We start from the raw sequence: 19,257 nt of genomic DNA on the forward strand, positions 1-19,257 counted from the left end.
GAGATCACGGCAGCAGCGAGACGCCCGCGTGCTCGGCGAGGGCGAGCAGCAGCTCGTCCTGGAACGCCTCGTCGCGGACCGCGCGGTGCGGCTCCTCGCGTCGCTGATGGTGCCAGTAGCCGGAGGTGTCTGCGCCGCGCCCTTCGGCGAGCGCCACCTGGGTCCGGTGCCCGAGTTCCAGGTCGTCGGGCGCGTTCGGGCCGCCCATCCGTGTCGGGACCCACCCCGGGTCGACCGCGTTGCTGAACACCCCGGGACGCACTCGCGCGATGGCCGCCGCGAGGACGGTCACGAGGAGTTTGCTGTCGGAGTAGCTCGCCGTCCTCGTCGAACCCGACCAGTCGAGACCGTCGAGCGTTGCGGTGCCGCCGCGGTGCATGCTGCTGCTGAGGAACACGAGTCGCCGCGCGGGGACCAGGGCGCTCAGCAGGTAGGGCGCGACCACGTTGACCGGCAGGACGGCCGCTCCGTCCAGGACGCCGGCGTTGTGGATGATCGCGTCCACGGGACCGGCAGCTGCGACCTGCTCCGCGAGCTCCTGGACGCCGTCGAGGGTGGCGAGGTCACCGGTGACGAGGTGCGCGGAGGGCTCGTCGAGCAGCCGGACCTCGTCGGCTCGGGCGAGGCTCCGGGCATGGACGAGCACCTCGTGCCCGTGCTCGACCAGCTCGGTCGCGGCACCGAGCCCCAGGCCGACGGCGGCACCGGTCACGAGGATGCGCGCCATCAGCGACCCCCTGCCCGTCCGGCCTCGCTGGTGTCGGGCTCGTTCGTGACCGCCGCAGCGTCACCCTGCTCAGCCTCCCGCTGGGACGCCGCCCAGTTCGCGAGCAACTGCAGTCGCTCGGCGGACGGCGAGCCGGGCTCCGCCGTGTAGACGAGCACGACGTGGCCTGGGTCGGCCGTGATCGCGAGCTCCTCGTAGGCGAAGGTCATCTCGCCGACGATCGGGTGATTGAACCGCTTCGTTCCCGTGCCGTGCGTGCGCACGTTGTGCGCTCCCCAGAGCGTGCGGAAGGCGTCACTCCGGGTCGACAGCTCACCGACGAGGTCGTGCAGTGCCTTGTCGTGCGGGTCCCGGCCGGCCTCGGCACGCATGACCGAGACGCACATCTCGGCGAAGACGTCCCAGTCGGGGTAGAAGTCCCGGGAGGCCGGGTCGAGGAACTGGAACCGGGCGAGGTTCGGGGTGCGCCCGCCGTCGCCGATGACGGGCGAGTAGAACGCGCGCCCGAGCTCGTTGGTCGCGAGCAGGTCCTGGTGGGTGTTGCGGACGAAGGCGATGCCGTCGGTGATCGCGTCGAGCATCCAGTGCAGGCTCGGCCGGGTCGCGGGGTTCTTGGCCGCCCGGCGACGCGGCCGACCGGAGAGCGGGACACCGTCGGCCGCGCGGGCGAGGTCGAACAGGTGGGTGCGTTCCGCCTCGTCGAGCTGGAGCGCCCGGGCGATGGCGTCGAGGACGGTCGACGACGCTCCGGCGATCGCCCCACGCTCCAGCTTCGCGTAGTACTCGACACTGACCCCGGCGAGCGCCGCCACCTCGGAACGCCGCAGCCCGGCCACCCGTCGGTTGGGGCCCGCGGTGAGGCCGGCGAGTTCCGGGGTCAGCCGTGCCCGACGCGTCATGAGGAACTCGCGTACGTCTGCTCGATCGTCCATGCCTCCGACGATACGTCCTCGAGGCGAGCCGACAGGTGCCCTCTCGGTACACCTCTCAGGCGGGACTCCCTCCCGCGTCGCGCGGGGCGTTGACTGGTCGCCTGCACCACCCGACAGAAGGAGCACACATGCGCGCAGTCGTCATGCACTCGCCCGGCGACGTCCGGGTCGAGGACCGACCGGACCCCACCATCGTCGACCCGACCGACGCCGTCATCCGGCTCACGGCGACCTGCATCTGCGGGTCCGACCTGTGGCCGTACCGCGGGGTCGAGCCCGTCGACCACACGAACATGGGGCACGAGTACGTCGGTGTCGTCGAGCAGGTCGGCGAGGACGTGCGGACGATCGCCGTCGGCGACTTCGTCGTGGGCTCCTTCGTGACCTCCGACAACACCTGTGAGATCTGTCAGGCGGGGTACCAGTCGAAGTGCGTGCACGCCGAGTTCGTGTCGGTCGCCGCGGGCACGCAGGCGCAGCTCGCACGCATCCCCCACGCCGACGGCACACTCGTGGCGACCCCCGGGCAGCCGGACGCGGAGCTCATCCCCTCGCTGCTCGCCGCGTCCGACGTGCTCGGGACGGGCTGGTTCGCCGCGGTCGCCGCCGAGGTGGGGCCGGGGAAGACGGTCGTGGTCGTCGGTGACGGGGCCGTCGGGCTCATGGGCGTCCTCGCGGCCCGGGAGCTCGGGGCGGAACGCATCATCGCGATGTCGCGTCACGCCGACCGGCAGGCGCTCGCCCGTGAGTTCGGTGCGACCGACATCGTCGAGGAGCGCGGCGCCGAGGGTGTCGCACGGATCAAGGAGCTGACCGGCGGTCTCGGCGCGCACAGCGTCATCGAGGCGGTCGGCACCGAGGAGTCCATGCTGCAGGCGATCCGCTCCACTCGCGGTGGCGGCCACGTCGGCTTCGTCGGCGTCGCCCACGAGGGTGTCTCGCTGCCGCTCGACGAGCTCTTCTTCGCCGAGGTGCACCTCCACGGTGGGCCGGCGCCGGTGCGACGGTTCCTGCCCGAGCTCATCCGGATGATCTGGGAGCGGAGGATCGACCCGGGGAAGGTCTTCGACCTCACGCTGCCGCTCGAGGACGCCGCCGAGGGCTACCGGGCCATGGACGAGCGCCGTGCGATCAAGGTGCTGTTGACGCTGTGAGCCCCGCGGCACCGATCACCTCGACGCCGGACGCGCCGGTCGGGGCGTCGACCCTCCCCATGGCCGGGACGCCCGCCCGGATGCCCTGGTTCGCACTGGCGGCCCTCGCCGCGATGGGGTTCGTCCTCGTGGCCGCGGAGACGATGCCGGCCGGACTCCTGCCGGTCATCGCCCGGGATCTCGACACGAGCGAGGGCCTGATCGGTCAGTTCATCAGTGTGTGGGCGCTCGGGACCGTGCTCGTGACGGTCCCGGCGCTCGCCCTCACCCGTGGCATGCGTCGCAAGCCGCTCCTCCTCGGCGCGATCGTCGGGCTCATCCTCGCGAACACCGTGACCGCGGTCGCGGGGGACGTCGTCGTCGCGCTGGTGTCGCGGCTCGTCGCCGGTGCGTTCTGCGGGGTGGTCTGGGGCATGCTCGCCGCCTACGGACGTCGCATCAGTCCGCCCGACCGTGGAGGCCTCGCACTGTCGATCGTGTCCGTCGGAGCGCCCGCCGGGCTGTCACTCGGGACACCGCTCGGCGCCTGGCTGGGCACCGCGTTCGACTGGCGCTGGGCGTTCGGAGGACTCACGGTGCTCGCGCTCGTCGTGCTCGTGTCCATCGCTGTGTTCGTACCCGACGCGGCAGGGCAGCCTCGCTCGGCACGGCTCCCGCTCCGACAGGTGCTCGTCCTGCCCGGTGTCGCGGTCGTCCTCGCGGTGATCGTCGTCTGGATGCTGGCTCACAACACCGTCTACACCTACATCTCGCCGTTCCTTCGGGCTTCGGGCACGGGGCTCGGGGCCGATCTCGTGCTGCTCGTCTACGGTGTCGCGTCCATCGCGGGCATCGGTCTCACGGCGGTGCTCATCGATCGGGCTCCGCGCGCGCTGCTCCACGGGAGCGTCGCGATGTTCGTCGCGGCGGGCGCGCTGCTCCTGCTCGGCCACGTCTCGATCGTCGCCGTCCTCATCGCGACCGTCCTGTGGGGCCTGGCTTTCGGCGGCTCCTCCGCCCAGCTGCAGTCGGCGCTCACCCGGTCGGGTCGCGAGCACTCGGACGTCGCCAACTCCTTCCTGCCCGTCGCGTTCAACCTCGCGATCTTCGCCGGCGGTATCCTCGGGGCGCTCCTCCTCGGCACCTTCGACGGCCTGATCCTCCCGGTGGTCATGATCGTCCTCGGGCTCGCGGCGCTGCTGCTCACGATCGTGGGACGCCGTTCGGCCTTCGCCGCGGGGTGAGGCCCGGATCGAGCTGACGACGCCGGTCGCGTGAGACCATCGGGCATGGCTTCCATGGACGACGCACCGCGGATCGGGGACCTCGAGGTCGACCGGGACGCACTCACCGGCGACGGCACGACACTCTCGGAGCTGGCGGACGAACTGGCCTGTGGCGTCGACGAGACCACCGCCGGGTCACCGTCGGCTGGTTGGCGGGTGCTCCGCCGGCTGGAAAGCGGTGCGGTGTACCTCGGTTCGCCGGTCGACGCGGACCACCGGACCTGGCGCGTGGCACAGCTGCATCCGGGAGAGCAGCCTCCGGTGGTGCGCGTGCACCCGGACACGTTGGTCGTGCGCCCGAGCCGGGCCGAGCGCCGACAGGGCTTGGTGCTCCGCTGGCCGTCGTTCGTGGAGGAGCAGCACGATCCGAGCGAGCTGGCGATCGACATCGTCAACGCGGGCACCACCAGATGGACGCCCGAGAACGAGGGATTCCGTGCCGTCGGGGCGCTTACCGCGCCAGGCGGAACCGAGTTCTCCTTCGGCTGGGTCAGTTCCGCAGCGGATCGTGCCGTCCCGCTCGACCCCGGGGAGTACGCCCGAGTCCCGGTGCAACTCCAGCTGCAGTCCGACCCCACCTCACTGGAGCCCGGCTCCTACGACCTCCACGTCGTGGTCGTCGAACTCGGGCTTCGTCTCGCCGAGCCGCTCCGGGTCGAGCTGACCGCTGAGCTGGTCGCGCGTCAGGTAGCCAAGCAGAACCGCCACCGGGCCGACCCCGCGGGCGAGCGCCGAGCCTTCGATCGACAGATCGAAGCGGAACAGCTGCGAATCGGTGCCCGACGGTCCTGGCCCGCCATCGCCGAGGTGGTCGGGAGCGCTGCGTCGGACGACGAGGCGCTGGAGCGCATCGCGGCAGTGCTCGGGACCACGACGGATCAGGCGGCATCGGTCTACGACGCATCACTCCGCGCGATGGTCAGGGCGGACGCCGACCGCCGTGACGAGCAACTGCGGGAACTCATCCGACAACGCGACGCCCTCGGGTGACGGCCCACCCACCGAGAGTGCAGAAGATGTCCGCTCAGGCCGCGTTTGAGAGCGTTTTGCGCACTCTCGCCGAGCGCATCAGCGCTCGCGCTCGCTCAGCCGGGCCGGATACGCTGGCGGGCGGGGCGAGACGACCGCTCGACCCACGAGGGGATGCCGGATGCTGACTGACGCACTCACCATCGTCCTGGCGGTCGTGTCGGCACTGCTCCTCGGATTCGCCGCGCGGCGGGTGCTCGACGCCCCGGTCGGATGGCCGCGCAGCATCCTCGTCGGGCTCGTCGTGTTCGTCACCGGCCCACCGTTCGTGAACTGGCTGCTGCAACAGACCGGCCTGGTCCAGCCTGGTGAGGCCGGAGATGCTCGAGCGGCCTTCGCAGCGATCGCCGTGGCGCTGCTCGCGATCGGTTGGATCTTCGCGCTCGGCCTCGGTGTCCTCGTCGCCATCGAGGTCATCATCCCGACCCGGCCCCTGATGAACCCGATCGACGTCGTCCGCTCCGCGATCAAACGACGGCGACGGACGAGGCGATACCTGCAGATCCTCACCATCGCGTCACGGCACGGCGCGGGCTGGCTCGTGCACGGCCGATCCCGCGTCCAGCTCGAACTCACCACGAGTGAGCAGCGCGCCAACGCGATCATCGCCACGATCAACGATTCCGGCGTCACCTTCGTCAAGCTCGGACAGGTGCTCTCGACGAGACGCGACCTGGTGCCCGAGCCGTACCTCAGCGCCCTCGCGTCGCTGCAGTCCGAAGCGACCACGCTGCCCTGGCACGAGGTCCAGGTCGTCATCGAGACGGAACTCGGTGCTCCCATCGACACCGTGTTCGCGTCGATCGACTCCGAACCGCTCGCGGCCGCGTCCGTCGCGCAGGTGCACACCGCCGAGCTGCTCGACGGTACCCCCGTGGTCGTGAAGGTCCAGCGACCGGCCGCCCGGGTGCAGGTCGAGGCCGACGCCGACATCGTCGTCCGCCTCGCCGAGCGCGCTGAGACGCACACCAAGTTCGGGCAGGACCTCCGCCTCGCCTCCGTCGCGCGGGCCTTCACCTCGACGCTGCTCGAGGAGCTCGACTACCGGATCGAAGCCCGCAACGTGGAGATGATCCGCAGCACCTTGAAGCGTCGCGAGGAGCGCGACGAGGGCGTCCGGATCACGGTGCCACGCGTCTACCCGGCGGCCTCCGGCGCCCGCCTGCTCACCATGGACCTCGTCGACGGGTTGCCGCTCAGCCGAGCACGGGACCGCATCGCGACCATCCCGAAGGAGGAACGCGAGACCCTCGCGACCGGCCTCATGGAGGTCGTGCTCGAACAGATCCTCGTGCACGGCGTCTTCCACGCCGACCTCCACCCGGGCAACGTCATCCTCCGCGAGGACGGATCGCTCGGGCTGATCGACTTCGGGGCCGTCGGCGTCATCGAGCGCAGCCAGCGGCAGCGACTCACCGCGGTCATGCTCGCGACCGTCAGCGAGGACGACATCGCGGCGACCGACGCCCTCCTGCTCATCGTCGACCTGCCTGAGGACGCCGACCTCGACGCCCTCCGCCACGACGTGGGCATCGTCATCACGACCGAGCGCCACCGCCCCGGTGGCGACGGCTCGATCTTCAGCCGACTCCTCGACGTCATCCGGCAGCACCACATCGCGCTCCCCGGCGACCTCGCCGCCGCGTTCCGCAGTTTCGCGACCCTCGAAGGGTGCCTCAAAGCGCTCGACCCCGAGTTCGACATGTTCGAACAGGCCCTGCCGATGGTCCCGCGGCTCCTCCGCCGCTCGCAGTCCATCCGGCAGACGGCGGTCACCCTGCAGGCGCAGGCCGCCGTCACCGCCGCGTTGGCCCGCAACCTCCCGCGTCGACTCGACTCGCTGCTGTCCGGACTCGAGGACGGGACGGTCGGCGTGACGCTGAAGGGCTTCGCCGACGAACCGGCGAAGGGGCTCGTGGAGGGCGTGACCGCTGAGATCGTCGGAACCCTGATCTCGATCGCCGCCCTGGTGATCGCCGTGGTCCTCGTCGTCACCGGTGCCGGCCCGGTCCTCCCCGGCGGCCTACGGGTGTTCGATCTCATCGCGGCGTTCATCGGGTTCCTCGGCTTCCTGGGGCTGCTGCGCGTCCTGCGGCAGACCGTCGTCCGCAGGGGTCGGTGACCGGAGCACCCCACTGTTCACCTGACGGCGCTACCGTGATCGGGTGAGCGACCCCCGACTGCAGCGACGCCTGGGCACGAGCGCCGCGGTGTTCATCGGCCTGGGCTCGATGATGGGCGCCGGGGTCTTCGCGGTGTTCCAGCCGGCGGCGCAGGTCGCCGGCGCGGGACTCCTCATCGGGCTCGTGATCGCCGCGGTCGTCGCCTGCTGCAACGCGATGTCCTCCGCGCAACTCGCCGCGCAACTCCCCTCGGCCGGCGGCACCTACCTCTACGGCCGCGAACTCATCGGGCCGTGGTGGGGCTTCGCCGCCGGATGGAGCTTCGTGGCGGGCAAGACCGCGAGCGCGGCAGCCATGGCGGTCGCCTTCGCCGCGTATGCGGCACCGGCCGAGTGGAGTCGTCCGGTCGCCGCGGTCGCGGTCGCCGCGGTGGTCCTGACCAACTGTCTCGGGGTCACCCGCACCGCGACCGCGACCCGGGTGATCGTGGTGGCCGTCCTCCTGGTGCTCGCCGTGGTCGTCGGTTCAGGCGTCGTCGGGCCGGAGGCCGGTTCGACCGGGGTCGCGTCGCTCGGGTTCGACGCCAGCCCGCTCGCCGTGCTGCAGTCGGCGGGGCTGCTGTTCTTCGCCTTCGCCGGGTACGCGCGGATCGCGACCCTCGGCGAGGAGGTCCGCGATCCGGCCAAGACGATCCCGCGCGCAATCGGGATCGCCTTCGCCGTCGCCGTGGTCGTCTACGCGGCCGTCGCGGTCGTGTCGCTGCTCACGCTCGGCGCGGACGGCCTCGCGTCCAGTGCGCGACCGTTGGCCGCGGTGGTGGAGACGAACGGGTGGCCGTGGGCTGCGACGCTGGTGCGACTCGGTGCGGCGGCGGCTTGTCTCGGAGCACTGCTCGCGGTGTTCGCGGGCATCGGCCGGACCGCCTTCGCGATGGCGAGGACCGGCGACCTGCCGCGCGCCCTCGACGCGGTGCACCCGCGCTTCGCGACCCCCTACCGCGCGGAACTGCTCGTCGGAGCGGTCGTCATCGTCCTCGTCCTGCTCGTCGACCTCCGGAGCGCGATCGGGTTCTCCTCGTTCGGCGTCCTGCTCTACTACGTGGTCGCCAACGTCGCGGCGTACCGCCAGACGCGCGAGCACCGACGGTACCCGCGGGCGGTGAGCGTGTTCGGCGCCATCGGTTGCATCGTGCTCATGTTCACGCTGCCGCCGACGTCGGTGCTCGTGGGCAGCGTCGTCGTCCTCGTCGGGTTCGCCGGGCGGGCCGTGGCACTTCGACAGGCTCAGTGACCGGGGTTCGACTCGGTGACCGAACCCGGTCCGTGAGCCTGTCGAAGGGCGGCTCGGTGACCGAGACCCGCACCCTGCCCTTCGACCAGCTCAGGATCCGCGTGTCGAAGGGTCGACCGGCTACAGCTGCGCGGAGAGGCGGAAGATGTTCTCGACAGCCAGCTCGGCGGCGATCGCGTCGCCGGCCTCGACAGCCTCGCGGAGCGCCGGGTAGCCCTGCTCCTTGGCAGTCCAGTCGGTGTTCTCCTCGGTGCGCGTCGCAGAGGACCGGTAGGTGAGGCCGTCGATGATGTCCTTGGTCGCCGCGACGAGCGTGGCGTTCGGGCAGGCGGCGATGAACGCGTCGAAGAGCTCCCAGCTGAGTCGCCCGTGCTCGGCGATGTCGCGCTGCTCGACGACCACGATCACCTGGTTGATCGAGCGGACGAGCGCCTTCTTCTGCGTCGCGCCGAGGCCGGGGACGGTGACGCGGACGACACCGCCGAGCATCGCGCCCAGCGTCTGCATGACCTCGGTGCGCTGCGCCGGGTCGGGCAGGGCGACGCGGGTGTACCGCTGCGCGGCCATCTCGATGAGGCCGACGCGGGCGAGGTCGTTGAGGGCCTCGCGGATCGGCGTGCGGGAGATCCCGAGCCAGGACTGCAGTTCGCCGTCGTTGAGGTGCTCGCCGGGCTCGAGGGTGCCGTCGAAGATGGCCGTGCGGATGCGCTCGACGGCGACCTCGCGGAGTGAACGACGCTCGACGGGCGGGTTGGCTGAGGGCACGGGCATGCGGGATCTCCTTCGTCGGCGAATGCTATGCCATCAGCGTACCGAATATCAGCGGATCCACCCGGGGTTGACGGGAGATTCGACGACACCTGACGGGCGGGGTCTCCGCGCGGACATCGCCGGGACGCCCTCCCGCAGGCGGCTAGTCCTGAGGGATCAGCGGGACGATGTCGCGGCTCGGCGGCACGACCTCGCCGCTCTTACTGCCGCCGATGACCTTGCCCTCGGGGCGGTCGTAGACGAGGTCGAACTCGGTCTCATCGGTGCGCACCCAGGCGCCGATCCAGCCGGTCGCCGTCTCACCGGCCGGTGTCGCCTGGAGGAGCGAGTAGCCGGCGGACGCCATCGGGGCCTTCAGCTCTTCGGGCGTTCCGAGGCCGAGCGTCACGTAGTCGAGGTTGACGGCGCGGGTGGTGACGGAGACCCGGTACGGGAAGACGCTGCCGCCGTACTCGTCGCCGGCTTCGAGTCGGACCTGCACGAGCATCGGACGCAGGCCGTCGGTGGTGCCTGCAGGCGCGGGGAAGTCATCGACCATCGCGAGGGCGGTCACCTTCGTACCGTCGACGTCATCGGTGAGCGTCTGCTCCTGGAGCGGCATGCTCGGCGGCTGCGACACCGACGGCGTCGGCGAGGCGGAGGATCGATCCGCGTCCGACGAGGAGCCGGTGGAGCAACCGGTGAGGGCGATGGCAGCGACCGTGAGAGCAGCGGCCAGGGTTGTTCGACGAGAACTGATGCGCATGACTCAATTCTGCCAGACGCGCCCTGGTGCGATTCGTCGCCGGGTGGCCGGTCGCGGGTGACGCGGTCGGGCTCCAGAAATGTGCCGGGCGGCCTTCTCGGAGAACCGGCGACGGGCGCTCGCGCTGCAGCCGCTCAGACGGCGCCGCCGAAGTAGACCTCGACCTCCCGGACAGTGCCGTCGACGACGCGAGTCGCCTCCATATTGCGGTGCCTCTTCCCGTGCACGACGTACTCGTAGCGGTGGAGGACGATGCCGTCGGTCTCGACGATCTGGAGCGTCACCCCCGGGGTGTCGAAGTGGTCGGCGCTCGGGAAGCAGCGTTCGAGCCAGGCAGCGCGATCGAGGTGGTCGTCCTGTGGGCTCGTGAAGACGAAGTCCGCGTGCATGAGCGCCTCGGCGGCAGCCCGATCCTGCTCGCGGAACGCACGCATGAACGCCAGAACCGTGTCGATCGCCGATGAACGCATGCGGTGATCCTACGCGCGGGCCTGGCGCAGCGGTCGGGGAAGGTGTCCGCGTGGGGCCCTTCGCCAAGCCCAGGGACCGGCTGCCGACGTTTCAGTCCCTGCGCCGGTCGCGGGGCCGGCTTGAACCTCCCACAACGCGCTTCGACAACCGCGGAGACTCGTTCCCTGAGCCTGTCGCAGGGCCCACGAGCAACCTCCCCCACCGCACCTCGACAGACTCCGCGACCGCGTCACCGCTGGTCCCTGAGCTTGTCGAAGGGCCCACGAACAACCTCCCCCTCCGCACCTCGACCGGCTCGGCGACCGCGTCACGGCCGGTCCCTGAGCCTGTCGAAGGGCACCCGGAGCGAACATCAAGTGTCGGATAAACTCGCAGATCAGGGCAGGATTCAGTGCCCGCTCCAATGTCAGTGGTCCGTGTTTGGATGGACCCATGACCAGCACCGCACCGAACCCACTCGCCGCCACCGCGGCCGGATTCGATGCCGTGTGGCAGGGCGCGCTCGATGCGATCCGTCCCGGCTCCGGTGTCGCGGAGCAGCTCGAGAACATGAACGACGAGGCGGTCCTCCGGGTCCTCGACGAACTCGGTGCCGTGCAGCACGCGGTCGAGGTCCTCGCCGCCCGCGTCACCGGCGCGATCGCCCTGCGCCCGTCGCCTTCCCGCCGCGACGGCACGCTCGTGCGCGCCGCGGGTTACGCGAACCCGGGCGTCATGGTGTCCGAGCGGTGGCGGGTGGCACGCGCCCGCGGCGCGGCGATCGCGGAGGTCGGAGCTGCCATCACGCAGCCCCGCGGTTTGCTCGGCGAGCTGGAGGAATGCCCGTTCCCCGCGGTCGCCGCCGCCCTCGAACCGGCACCCGGTTCCGACGCCACAACCGCCCAGGCCGACGGACCCAGCGGGTCATCCTCGTCGGCCACCACGGATGGTGACGCGTCGGCTGCCCTCGGCAGCCCGTCGGCACCCCTCAGCGTCGACGGAGCCGCGGTCATCGTCCGCGAGCTCCGCAACGCCGGCCGCATCTGCACCAGGGTCGAACTCCAGGCGGCGTCGGGCATCGCCATCGAGCACGCCGCGCACGCGCCCCTGCAGGACGTCACCCGCATCGCGAAACTCGTCCGCACCCGCCTCGACCAAGACGGCCGCGAACCCCGCGACGAACTCCTCCGCCGAGCAGAACGCTGCACCATCCACGAACTCCCCACCGGCATGACCCTCCTCCGCGCCGAACTCGCCCCAGAAAGCGCCGCCTTCATCCGCGCCGGCCTCGACGCCCTCATCGCCGCCACCCACCGCAAACCCCACTTCAACCACCCCGACACGGCCGACCCCGCCCACCAACCCGACGGATCCGGTCACCCCATGCCCGACGGGCCGTCGGTCATCCCCACCGACCGGCGACGCGCCATCGCCCTCACCGAGACCTTCCGACACCTGGCCGGCTGCAGTCGCGCCGCCACCGAACTCACCCCCGTCACCGTCATCATCCGCACCGACCACGACACCCTCGAAACCGGCCTCGGTGCTGCCACCATCGACGGCATCGACGAACCCATCGGCCCCGGCGCCCTCCGCCGCCTCGCCGCCGACGCCAACCTCATCCCCATGATCCTCAACGGACCATCCCAAGTCCTCGACCTCGGCACCAGCACCCGACTGTTCACCCGCGGACAAAAACTCGCCCTCGCCGAACGCGACGGCGGCTGCGCCTGGACCGGCTGCACCCACCCACCATCCTTCACCGAAGCCCACCACATCCGATGGTGGTCCCAAGGCGGCCCCACCAACCTCGACAACGGCATCCTCCTCTGCCCCTTCCACCACCACCGCATCCACGACGACCACTGGACCATCACCGTCCAAAACGGCATCCCCTGGTTCATCCCACCCAGCCACATCGACCGCCACCAAACCCCCATCCGAGGCGGACGCCTCCACCTCGCCGCCTGAACCAAGGCACCCGCCTGCCCGTCGACAAGCTCAGCGACCGACACGAGAACCACCCTTCGACAAGCTCAGGGACCGAGACCGGAACACCATCGCGCCTAGCCAACCTCAGCAATCGACGCCGTACTCGACAACCCACCCACCCCGGTCCCTGAGCCTCTCGAAGGGCCCACGACGAACCGTCATACCTGCCCTTCGACAAGCTCAGGGACCGAGACGCGAACCGCCCTTCGACAAGCTCCGCGACCGAGACGGAACACCATCGCGCCTAGCCGACTTCTGCGACCGGCGCTGTATTCGACAACCCAGCCATCCCGGTCCCTGAGCCTGTCGAAGGGCACGCGAGGAGCCACCCGCCCTTCGACAAGCTCAGGGACCGAGGACACCGACTCAGGGACCGGGGACACCTGCTCGGGGGCTGGGAACTCCGGCTCGGGGACCGTGGCTGCTGCCTCGGGTGCGGGGCGCCGGGCCGAGGAACGGGATCGAGCCCAGCTCAGGCGCTCGGAGCCGCCGTCGACTCCCGCACGACGAGCTGCGGCACCGAACGCACCACGCCGACGGAGTCCGCATCGCTCAGCACCTCGAGCAGCGTCGACATGATCGTCCGCCCGAGCGCCGGGAAGTCCTGCCGCATCGTCGTCAGCGGCGGCGCGAAGTGCTCAGCCTCCGGGATGTCATCGAACCCGACGACGCTCACACCACCCGGCACCCGCAGGCCCCGCTCCGACAACGCGTGGATCACCCCGAGCGCCATATGGTCGTTCGCCGCGAACACGGCCGTGAACAGCCCACCGACCCGTTCACCGGCTCGCCCGTCGTCATCGTCTCCGACTCCGAGGCCCGCCACGAGCTCCCGCCCGAGCCGGAACCCGCTCGCCGGCGTCCAGTCGCCCACCAACGGCTCCCGGGCGACGAGCCCGTGCTCGGACAGCGCGTCACGCCACCCCCGCACCCGCTCCAACGCGTCCACCGAATCCGCCGGCCCCGCGAGATGCGCGATACGGCGATGCCCCAACCCGACGAGGTGGTCGACGAGGATCCGCGCCCCCTGGTACTGGTCGATGGAGACACGGTGGAACCCGTCCCGACGACTCGACTCGACCGCGACGAGCGGCACCCCGAGCTCGATCCCGCGCACCGCGTCGAGCGCCCCACGATGCGCCGCGATGAGCACGATCGCCTCGACGTTCTGCCGCAGCAGCAACTCGACGGCCTGCCGCAGCGACGCCGGATCCGACTCCAGCATGCTCGCCATGCTCACGGCATACCGGGCATCCCGTGCAGCCTCGTTGAAGCCGAGCGCCGTGCTCGACGGCCCGTAGTCCGGCCCACCGGTCGTGATCAGACCGATCGTGCGTGAACGGCGGGTGACGAGTGACCGTGCGGCCTGCGAGGGCGTGTACCGCAGTTGGGCGATCGCCTGCTCGACCCGTTGCCGCGTCGCGGGGCGCACGTTCGGCAGATCGTTGAGCACCCGCGAGACGGTCTGGTGTGAGACTCCGGCCAGACGCGCCACATCGAAGATCGTCGCGACCCGTGTCTTCTCGTCGTCGTTACCCACCAGCCCCACCGGCTCCCACCTGGCGACGTCCGCACGTCTCGCTGAGAGCAGCGTATCCGTCGATGCGCGGCGTGTTCGCGCTCTCAGCGCACCTCCAGCGGTTCGTCAGGTCCGCCGCGATGGGCACCGCTCCCCATCGCGGGTGGACAGCCGACCTCGGTACCGTGATGGACGAGCCGACGGTCGCGCGGGTGCCGCGTGATCAGCTGCGCGTCGCGACCGACACCCGAAGAGGAGCACACATGATCATCTGGACCCGTTGGGGCATCGTCGTCTTCCTGATCTTCGGGCTCTCCGTCGGCGCCGGCTTCCTCATCAAGGCGATCGTCTCGCCCGACGGCGGATCGGCGCAGTCCGGGGTGTTCGTCGGCATCGGATTCCTGCTCGGCGCCGTCGCGTGCTGGGCCTTCGGGAAGTTCGCGCTGGCGAAGCTTGATGCACCGCGGCCGGTCGTCGTGTGGCAGCAGCTCGCGCAGCCGTACGTCAACGAGCACGGCATCACCGTGAAGCAGGAGGCCGTCCCCGTGCGCCACCCGCAGACCGGCGAGCAGCTCTACAGTCGCCCGAGCTCCACACTCTTCTTCATCCCCGTCCGCTTCTGGGCGTACGTGATCGCCGCACTGGGTGTCGTCACGATCGTCGTGAACGTGGTGCGCGGCTGACGCTCAGCCCTGGCGACCCTTCCACCGCGGGTTCTGCTTGTTGATGACGAACACCCGGCCACGGCGGCGGACGATCTGCGACCCCGGCTTGTCCTTGAGCGACTTGAGTGATGCGCGGACCTTCATGGCGACCTCCTGGTGATCACGATGCGTGCTACCTTGTTGAGAACGATTCTCAACAGAACGCACTGTAGCACCCATCGACCAGGAGAACCCGCCGTGACCACGCCTCGCATCCCGCTGACCGTGACGCTCGTCCTCGGCACCTGCCCGCCGGAGCGTCGCACCGTGGCCCGACAGATCGCAGGAAGGTCCGCGGCGCTCGTCACGATCGAGCGGCAGGACGACGCCGAGAGTGCCCACGCTGACATCGACGACGCGATCGACGCCGTCGCGCGACACCCGCTCGCTCCCCGGCACCTCGTCCTCGATTGCGGGAGCACGGTCCGCCCGGTCGACGCGGTCTCCGCCGTCCTCGGGCACCGCGACACGGCCGTCCTGGACGCCGTCGTGACCGTCGTCGACGCAGCCCATCTCCTGCACGACCTCCAGGACGACGAGTACGTCACCCACGACGAGGACGGCGATACGGCGTACACCGCGCGGTCGATGATCACCGTGGAGCAGCTCGAGTACGCGGACACCATCGCCGTCGCCGGCCGACGTGGCGTCACTCACGAGCGGCTCGCGATGCTCCTCGCGCTCCTCAGCCACCTGAACCCGACGGCGCTGACGCGGATGGTCGAACCGGTCGCAGCCCGACCGCGCGTCACGCCCGGCACTCCGGCGACCGCGAGCAACCGTGAGCCGCTCGCGCGCTACCGCGACTCCCCGTTCGAACTGGACCGCTTCAGCACGTCCCCCGGGTGGATCGCGATGCTGAACGGCGAGCACCGGCCGTGGGTGGATCACGAGCGCGTGACCACCCTGCGGTTCGACAGCCCCCGACCGATGCACCCGGAACGACTCCTCGCGTGCTTCGACGGACCGATCGAGGCGGGGCGGTTCGGCCAGGTCATCCGTACGGCGGGGTTCCTCGTCCTCGCGACGCGCGCCTCCCGCGTCGGCGTCCTCCAACACGTCGGCTCGATGATCGATCTGGAACCCACGTCGTTCGAGACGAACGACCCCGGCGCACCGCTCGGTCAGGAGCTCGTCGTCACCGGGATCGACCTCGACGAGGTCGCCATCTCCGCTGCCCTGCACGCCTGCACCCTGACGGATGAGGAACTCCTTGCCGGGCCGGCGGCGTGGGCGCACTACCCGGACGCCTTCACGCCATGGAGCACCACCCACGAGCACTGAGCGGCCGGCCCGCCAACTGCCCGAAACGGTTCGGATCCCGGTCGATGTCGTGCAGGTTTGGGCGACTCAGTGGATCCGCGCGCTCACCCATTCCTCGCGGACAAACCGCACGAACTGTTCGACAGCCGGCGACACCGCCCGGGCACGGCTGGTGGCGACACCGATCACCCGGACCGCCTCGTCGTCGAGCGGGACGAGCACGACGCCCTCCATGCTCGTGGAATCGGGGAGGACAGCGATCCCGACCCCGGCGCGTACGAGACCACGGAGCGTCGACAGCTCGGACACCTCCATCGTCACCCGGGGCACGACGCCGTGCCTCGCGAAGTACGCGTCCGCGATCTGCCGGAGCCCCGAGTCCGTCGTCATCGCGAGGAACTCCGTCTGCTCGAGGTCGGACGCAGCCAACGACGTCCGATCGGCGAGCGCATGCCCGACCGGCACGCCGAGCGCGAGCCGCTCGGAGGTGAGCGGACGCCACTCGATGTCCGGATCCCGCGGTTCCGGGCTGAGGAAGGCGACGTCGGCCGAGCCGGAGCGGAGCGCGTCCAGCACGCTGTCGGCCTTCCCGCCGTCGAGGACGAACCGGATGTCCGGCAGCAGCTGGCGGTACTCGCTCACGATGCGCGGAATGAGCCAGCCACCGAGGGACGAGACGTAGGCGATGGACACGAGTCCGGCCGACGGGTCGCGGAGCTCGTCGATCCGCGACTGCGCGTTGTCGAGCTCGGTCTGCGCCCGGAGCGCGTGCACGAGGAGGATCTCGCCGTAGCGGTTGAGTTCGAGCCGGCTGCGGTGGCGATCGAACAACTCGACCCCGGCGTCCGCCTCGAGCCGACCGATCGCCCGCGTGAGCGTCGACTGGGAGATACCGAGCGCCTCAGCGGCGTACGGGACGTGACCGTCTTCGGCGAGCGCCCGAAGGTACGCGAGTTCGTCGATCCTCATGCCCTCATGATGCCGCACCGGCGAGCCCGGCTGGGGCGGCACCTCGACAAGCTCGGCGACCGGGCGCGCTAGCGTGGTGCAGTGATCCGCAGACCGCGACCGAGCCAGGCGGCGACCGGCGCCCTCCTCGTCCTGGCCGGACTCGTCTGCCAGGAGCTCGGCGCGTCGATCGCGGTCACGCTGTTCCCGCAGGTCGGTCCGATCGGCATGGTGACGCTGCGGCTCGTGTTCGCCGCGCTCATCCTGCTGGCCGTCGCCCGCCCGGCCCTTCGCGGACACCCGAGGAGCGCCTGGGGATCGGCGGTCGGCTTCGGGCTCGTCCTCGCCGCGATGAACGTCTGCTTCTACCTGGCACTGGACCGCATCCCGCTCGGCCCGGCGGTGACCCTCGAGATCCTCGGCCCGCTGGCGCTCAGCGTCATCGCGGGTCGTCGATGGACGAGTGCACTCTGGGCGGGCGTCGCCCTCGTCGGCGTCCTCCTCCTCGGCGGGGTGCTCCTCCACAGCGGACCGACGGCTGCGCTCGATCCGCTCGGCGTCATCCTCGCGCTCGCCGCCGGCGCCCTCTGGATCGGCTACATCCTGCTGTCGGCGCGGACGGGGACGGAGTTCCCCGGTTTGAACGGTCTGGCGATCGCCGCCGCCATCGGCGCCCTCGTGACCATCCCCCTCGCCGCGACGACCGCCGGCACCGCCCTGTTCGATCCCGTCATCCTCCTGCTCGGGCTGGGTGTCGCCGCGCTCTCGTCGGCCGTGCCGTACGCGCTGGAGTTCGTCGCCCTCAGACGCCTCAGCGCCGCGACGTTCTCGATCCTGCTCGCGTCCGCGCCGGCCATCGCCGCGATCGCCGGACTCCTCGTGCTCGGGCAGGAGCTCACGACACCGCAGTGGCTCGGCATCGCCTGCGTGGTCGGTGCCGGAATCGGTGCCGTGCTCTCAGCTCGGCGCGGTCGCGCACCCGAGGTGCAGCCGAGCATCGCGCCGAGCTGATCGTCAGGTCAGGAAGCGGCGAAGCGGGCGTGCACCCGGGAGGACACGGTGATGTCCTCCGGCTTCAGGTCGAGGCCGGTGTCGCCCGCGGGTGCGGCGGCCCCGCGCATCATCGGCGCCGCGGTCTGGGTCCCCGAGGTGCGGGTCTCGTCACCCAGCATGCCGGGATCGGCCAGCGCAACAGGCCGCACGGTGCCCAGCCCGAGGCTCCGCGCGTAGGCGGTCGCGCGGTCCACGGCGTCGCGGACGGCGTTGTGCTGGGCCTCGGCCGTGATGCGGTGCTTCGTCGCCTCGGTGAGCGCCCACGTGACACCCGTCACCGTGACGCCGTCCTGGACCGCGATCTCCTCGGCCCAGCGGGCCAGCGCCTGGAGGTCGGCGAACTTCACCTCGAGCGCGACCGACGCATGGTGCACGAGCGGCAACTGCTTCCCGTCCTTGTTCCACGGCCGCTCACTCCACACCCGCAGCCGGTCGGCCGACCACCAGGTCACGGCCGACTGCGCGCGGAACTGCTCCGCCGTCTGGCTGAGCGCCCGGTGCAGCGCGGTGGTCCGGGAGACGACGGGCTCACGTTCCGGCCCCTGGAACCCCGCCGAGATGAGGACGGTCCCACGCTCAGCCGGGTGGTGGTAGTCGAAGCGGCCCTCGACGGTGATGATCGTTTCGCTCATACCCGGCACTCTATCCCGCGACGGCGGCTACGCTCTGGACCATGACGGACGGCGGAACCTGGGCGGATCGACGACGTGGACGGCAGCGGGACGCACACGGTCCGGCGGGACGCGGGCTGCCGCCCGGCGACGTCGAGACGGTCGCGAAGTACCTCAAGGAGCGCGTCTACGCGACCTTCACCGGCCTCGCGATCGTCCTCGTGCTGGCGGCGAACGTGGAGCACCACGACGCGCCGGATGCGCTCTTCTCGCTCGTCATCGGCGTGGTCGGCATCACCCTCGCCGGCCTGGTCGCCGAGATGATCGCGCACCTCGCCGCCCACGGTGCGTTCCCCGACGAGCGCGGATGGCACTCCATGCTCCGGATCGCGTGGGGCTCGCTGCTCACCGTCGCGACCCCCACCATCCTGCTCGTGCTCGCCGTGTTCGACGTCATGGAAGTCGAGACCTCCCTCCGCGTGTCCGCGATCGTCTACCTCGTCACCCTCGGGCTCAGCGGGTGGGTCGCCGTCCGGCGCGCCCGGCTGTCCGTCTGGCAACAGCTCATCGCGCTCGCGGCCCTCGTGCTCCTGGGTGTCCTCGTCATCGGCGTGCAGGTCCTGGCTCACGGCTGAATCGCGGACACGAGCTCGGACGCCGTCGGAAATGCCGGAGCGGTCG

19 protein-coding genes are annotated in these 19,257 nt (G+C 70.8%); 10 read left to right on the plus strand and 9 right to left on the minus strand.

The genetic code is table 11. The features are described from left to right. Nucleotides 1–4 precede the first annotated feature (4 nt). Entirely contained in the window at nucleotides 5–727 is a 723-nt protein-coding gene (locus ACLIME_RS12780; protein WP_411557151.1) for an SDR family NAD(P)-dependent oxidoreductase, read from the minus strand. Continuing rightward, nucleotides 727–1,659, minus strand: coding sequence for a helix-turn-helix domain-containing protein (locus tag ACLIME_RS12785; protein ID WP_411557152.1), 933 nt, complete (start codon nucleotides 1,657–1,659; stop codon nucleotides 727–729). The genes ACLIME_RS12780 and ACLIME_RS12785 overlap by 1 nt, the downstream gene beginning before the upstream one ends. A gap of 128 nt (nucleotides 1,660–1,787) precedes the next feature. Between ACLIME_RS12785 and ACLIME_RS12790 the strand changes: the two genes are divergently transcribed. From ACLIME_RS12790 to ACLIME_RS12810, 5 genes are all read left to right on the plus strand, one after another. Beyond that, nucleotides 1,788–2,813: a zinc-dependent alcohol dehydrogenase family protein gene (locus tag ACLIME_RS12790; protein WP_411557153.1), complete on the plus strand. Its 1,026-nt coding sequence runs from the start codon at nucleotides 1,788–1,790 to the stop codon at nucleotides 2,811–2,813. After that, nucleotides 2,810–4,036 (plus strand): MFS transporter, encoded by a 1,227-nt coding sequence (locus ACLIME_RS12795; RefSeq protein ID WP_411557154.1) that lies wholly within the window; start codon nucleotides 2,810–2,812, stop codon nucleotides 4,034–4,036. Before ACLIME_RS12790 ends, ACLIME_RS12795 begins: the two co-directional genes overlap by 4 nt. 45 nt (nucleotides 4,037–4,081) lie before the next feature. After that, on the plus strand, nucleotides 4,082–5,068 hold the full coding sequence (locus tag ACLIME_RS12800) for a hypothetical protein (protein ID WP_411557155.1): 987 nt from the start codon (nucleotides 4,082–4,084) through the stop codon (nucleotides 5,066–5,068). 160 nt (nucleotides 5,069–5,228) lie between these two features. Beyond that, the gene (locus ACLIME_RS12805; RefSeq protein ID WP_411557156.1) at nucleotides 5,229–7,229 is read left to right on the plus strand and encodes an ABC1 kinase family protein; all 2,001 of its coding nucleotides are present in this window, start codon (nucleotides 5,229–5,231) and stop codon (nucleotides 7,227–7,229) included. A gap of 43 nt (nucleotides 7,230–7,272) precedes the next feature. Beyond that, the gene (locus tag ACLIME_RS12810; RefSeq protein ID WP_411557157.1) at nucleotides 7,273–8,520 is read left to right on the plus strand and encodes an APC family permease; all 1,248 of its coding nucleotides are present in this window, start codon (nucleotides 7,273–7,275) and stop codon (nucleotides 8,518–8,520) included. Between the two features lie 120 nt (nucleotides 8,521–8,640). On the opposite strand, the gene ACLIME_RS12815 is transcribed toward ACLIME_RS12810, so the two are convergent. The 3 genes from ACLIME_RS12815 to ACLIME_RS12825 all read right to left on the minus strand — a co-directional run bounded on the left by ACLIME_RS12815 (nucleotide 8,641) and on the right by ACLIME_RS12825 (nucleotide 10,506). Beyond that, nucleotides 8,641–9,291 (minus strand): GntR family transcriptional regulator, encoded by a 651-nt coding sequence (locus ACLIME_RS12815; RefSeq protein ID WP_274500104.1) that lies wholly within the window; start codon nucleotides 9,289–9,291, stop codon nucleotides 8,641–8,643. A gap of 142 nt (nucleotides 9,292–9,433) precedes the next feature. After that, nucleotides 9,434–10,036: a hypothetical protein gene (locus tag ACLIME_RS12820; RefSeq protein ID WP_411557158.1), complete on the minus strand. Its 603-nt coding sequence runs from the start codon at nucleotides 10,034–10,036 to the stop codon at nucleotides 9,434–9,436. A gap of 134 nt (nucleotides 10,037–10,170) precedes the next feature. Continuing rightward, nucleotides 10,171–10,506: a nuclear transport factor 2 family protein gene (locus ACLIME_RS12825; RefSeq protein WP_411557159.1), complete on the minus strand. Its 336-nt coding sequence runs from the start codon at nucleotides 10,504–10,506 to the stop codon at nucleotides 10,171–10,173. A 433-nt stretch (nucleotides 10,507–10,939) separates the two neighbouring features. Between ACLIME_RS12825 and ACLIME_RS12830 the strand changes: the two genes are divergently transcribed. Then, nucleotides 10,940–12,457, plus strand: coding sequence for a DUF222 domain-containing protein (locus ACLIME_RS12830; protein ID WP_411557160.1), 1,518 nt, complete (start codon nucleotides 10,940–10,942; stop codon nucleotides 12,455–12,457). A 493-nt stretch (nucleotides 12,458–12,950) separates the two neighbouring features. Here ACLIME_RS12830 and ACLIME_RS12835 read toward each other — a convergent pair whose 3' ends face one another. Beyond that, nucleotides 12,951–14,018, minus strand: coding sequence for a LacI family DNA-binding transcriptional regulator (locus ACLIME_RS12835; protein ID WP_411557161.1), 1,068 nt, complete (start codon nucleotides 14,016–14,018; stop codon nucleotides 12,951–12,953). Between the two features lie 242 nt (nucleotides 14,019–14,260). Between ACLIME_RS12835 and ACLIME_RS12840 the strand changes: the two genes are divergently transcribed. Further along, nucleotides 14,261–14,680 carry a hypothetical protein gene (locus ACLIME_RS12840; protein ID WP_064294781.1) on the plus strand — a complete coding sequence of 140 codons (420 nt, stop codon included), beginning with the start codon at nucleotides 14,261–14,263 and terminating at the stop codon, nucleotides 14,678–14,680. Nucleotides 14,681–14,683: 3 nt separating this feature from the next. On the opposite strand, the gene ykgO is transcribed toward ACLIME_RS12840, so the two are convergent. Next, a complete protein-coding gene (ykgO, locus tag ACLIME_RS12845) occupies nucleotides 14,684–14,806 on the minus strand; it encodes a type B 50S ribosomal protein L36 (protein ID WP_079707423.1) in 123 nt (40 codons plus the stop codon). Between the two features lie 93 nt (nucleotides 14,807–14,899). Between ykgO and ACLIME_RS12850 the strand changes: the two genes are divergently transcribed. Beyond that, nucleotides 14,900–15,985, plus strand: a complete 1,086-nt coding sequence (locus ACLIME_RS12850; protein ID WP_411557162.1) for a GTP-binding protein — start codon at nucleotides 14,900–14,902, stop codon at nucleotides 15,983–15,985. 66 nt (nucleotides 15,986–16,051) lie between these two features. Here ACLIME_RS12850 and ACLIME_RS12855 read toward each other — a convergent pair whose 3' ends face one another. Beyond that, nucleotides 16,052–16,933 carry a LysR family transcriptional regulator gene (locus ACLIME_RS12855; protein WP_079707425.1) on the minus strand — a complete coding sequence of 294 codons (882 nt, stop codon included), beginning with the start codon at nucleotides 16,931–16,933 and terminating at the stop codon, nucleotides 16,052–16,054. An 81-nt stretch (nucleotides 16,934–17,014) separates the two neighbouring features. Between ACLIME_RS12855 and ACLIME_RS12860 the strand changes: the two genes are divergently transcribed. Continuing rightward, nucleotides 17,015–17,923, plus strand: coding sequence for an EamA family transporter (locus ACLIME_RS12860; RefSeq protein ID WP_411557163.1), 909 nt, complete (start codon nucleotides 17,015–17,017; stop codon nucleotides 17,921–17,923). A gap of 8 nt (nucleotides 17,924–17,931) precedes the next feature. Here the strand turns inward: ACLIME_RS12860 and ACLIME_RS12865 are convergent, their stop codons facing one another. Further along, nucleotides 17,932–18,597, minus strand: coding sequence for an SIMPL domain-containing protein (locus ACLIME_RS12865; RefSeq protein ID WP_124767676.1), 666 nt, complete (start codon nucleotides 18,595–18,597; stop codon nucleotides 17,932–17,934). Between the two features lie 41 nt (nucleotides 18,598–18,638). Here ACLIME_RS12865 and ACLIME_RS12870 point away from each other — a divergent pair, with 41 nt between their 5' ends. Then, a complete protein-coding gene (locus tag ACLIME_RS12870; RefSeq protein WP_191942072.1) occupies nucleotides 18,639–19,211 on the plus strand; it encodes a hypothetical protein in 573 nt (190 codons plus the stop codon). Nucleotides 19,212–19,257: the final 46 nt, after the last annotated feature.

It is taken from the genome of Plantibacter sp. MPB07, assembly GCF_046619465.1.
GTDB classification, from domain to species: domain Bacteria; phylum Actinomycetota; class Actinomycetes; order Actinomycetales; family Microbacteriaceae; genus Plantibacter; species Plantibacter auratus.

Coding starts and splice junctions, on each gene's coding strand:
- ykgO (WP_079707423.1), bottom strand. CDS start 14,806: ATGAAGGTCCGCGCATCACTCAAGTCGCTCAAGGACAAGCCGGGGTCG.
- ACLIME_RS12840 (WP_064294781.1), top strand. CDS start 14,261: ATGATCATCTGGACCCGTTGGGGCATCGTCGTCTTCCTGATCTTCGGG.
- ACLIME_RS12870 (WP_191942072.1), top strand. CDS start 18,639: ATGACGGACGGCGGAACCTGGGCGGATCGACGACGTGGACGGCAGCGG.
- ACLIME_RS12785 (WP_411557152.1), bottom strand. CDS start 1,659: ATGGACGATCGAGCAGACGTACGCGAGTTCCTCATGACGCGTCGGGCA.
- ACLIME_RS12805 (WP_411557156.1), top strand. CDS start 5,229: ATGCTGACTGACGCACTCACCATCGTCCTGGCGGTCGTGTCGGCACTG.
- ACLIME_RS12830 (WP_411557160.1), top strand. CDS start 10,940: ATGACCAGCACCGCACCGAACCCACTCGCCGCCACCGCGGCCGGATTC.
- ACLIME_RS12815 (WP_274500104.1), bottom strand. CDS start 9,291: ATGCCCGTGCCCTCAGCCAACCCGCCCGTCGAGCGTCGTTCACTCCGC.
- ACLIME_RS12780 (WP_411557151.1), bottom strand. CDS start 727: ATGGCGCGCATCCTCGTGACCGGTGCCGCCGTCGGCCTGGGGCTCGGT.
- ACLIME_RS12855 (WP_079707425.1), bottom strand. CDS start 16,933: ATGAGGATCGACGAACTCGCGTACCTTCGGGCGCTCGCCGAAGACGGT.
- ACLIME_RS12865 (WP_124767676.1), bottom strand. CDS start 18,597: ATGAGCGAAACGATCATCACCGTCGAGGGCCGCTTCGACTACCACCAC.
- ACLIME_RS12800 (WP_411557155.1), top strand. CDS start 4,082: ATGGCTTCCATGGACGACGCACCGCGGATCGGGGACCTCGAGGTCGAC.
- ACLIME_RS12790 (WP_411557153.1), top strand. CDS start 1,788: ATGCGCGCAGTCGTCATGCACTCGCCCGGCGACGTCCGGGTCGAGGAC.
- ACLIME_RS12820 (WP_411557158.1), bottom strand. CDS start 10,036: ATGCGCATCAGTTCTCGTCGAACAACCCTGGCCGCTGCTCTCACGGTC.
- ACLIME_RS12825 (WP_411557159.1), bottom strand. CDS start 10,506: ATGCGTTCATCGGCGATCGACACGGTTCTGGCGTTCATGCGTGCGTTC.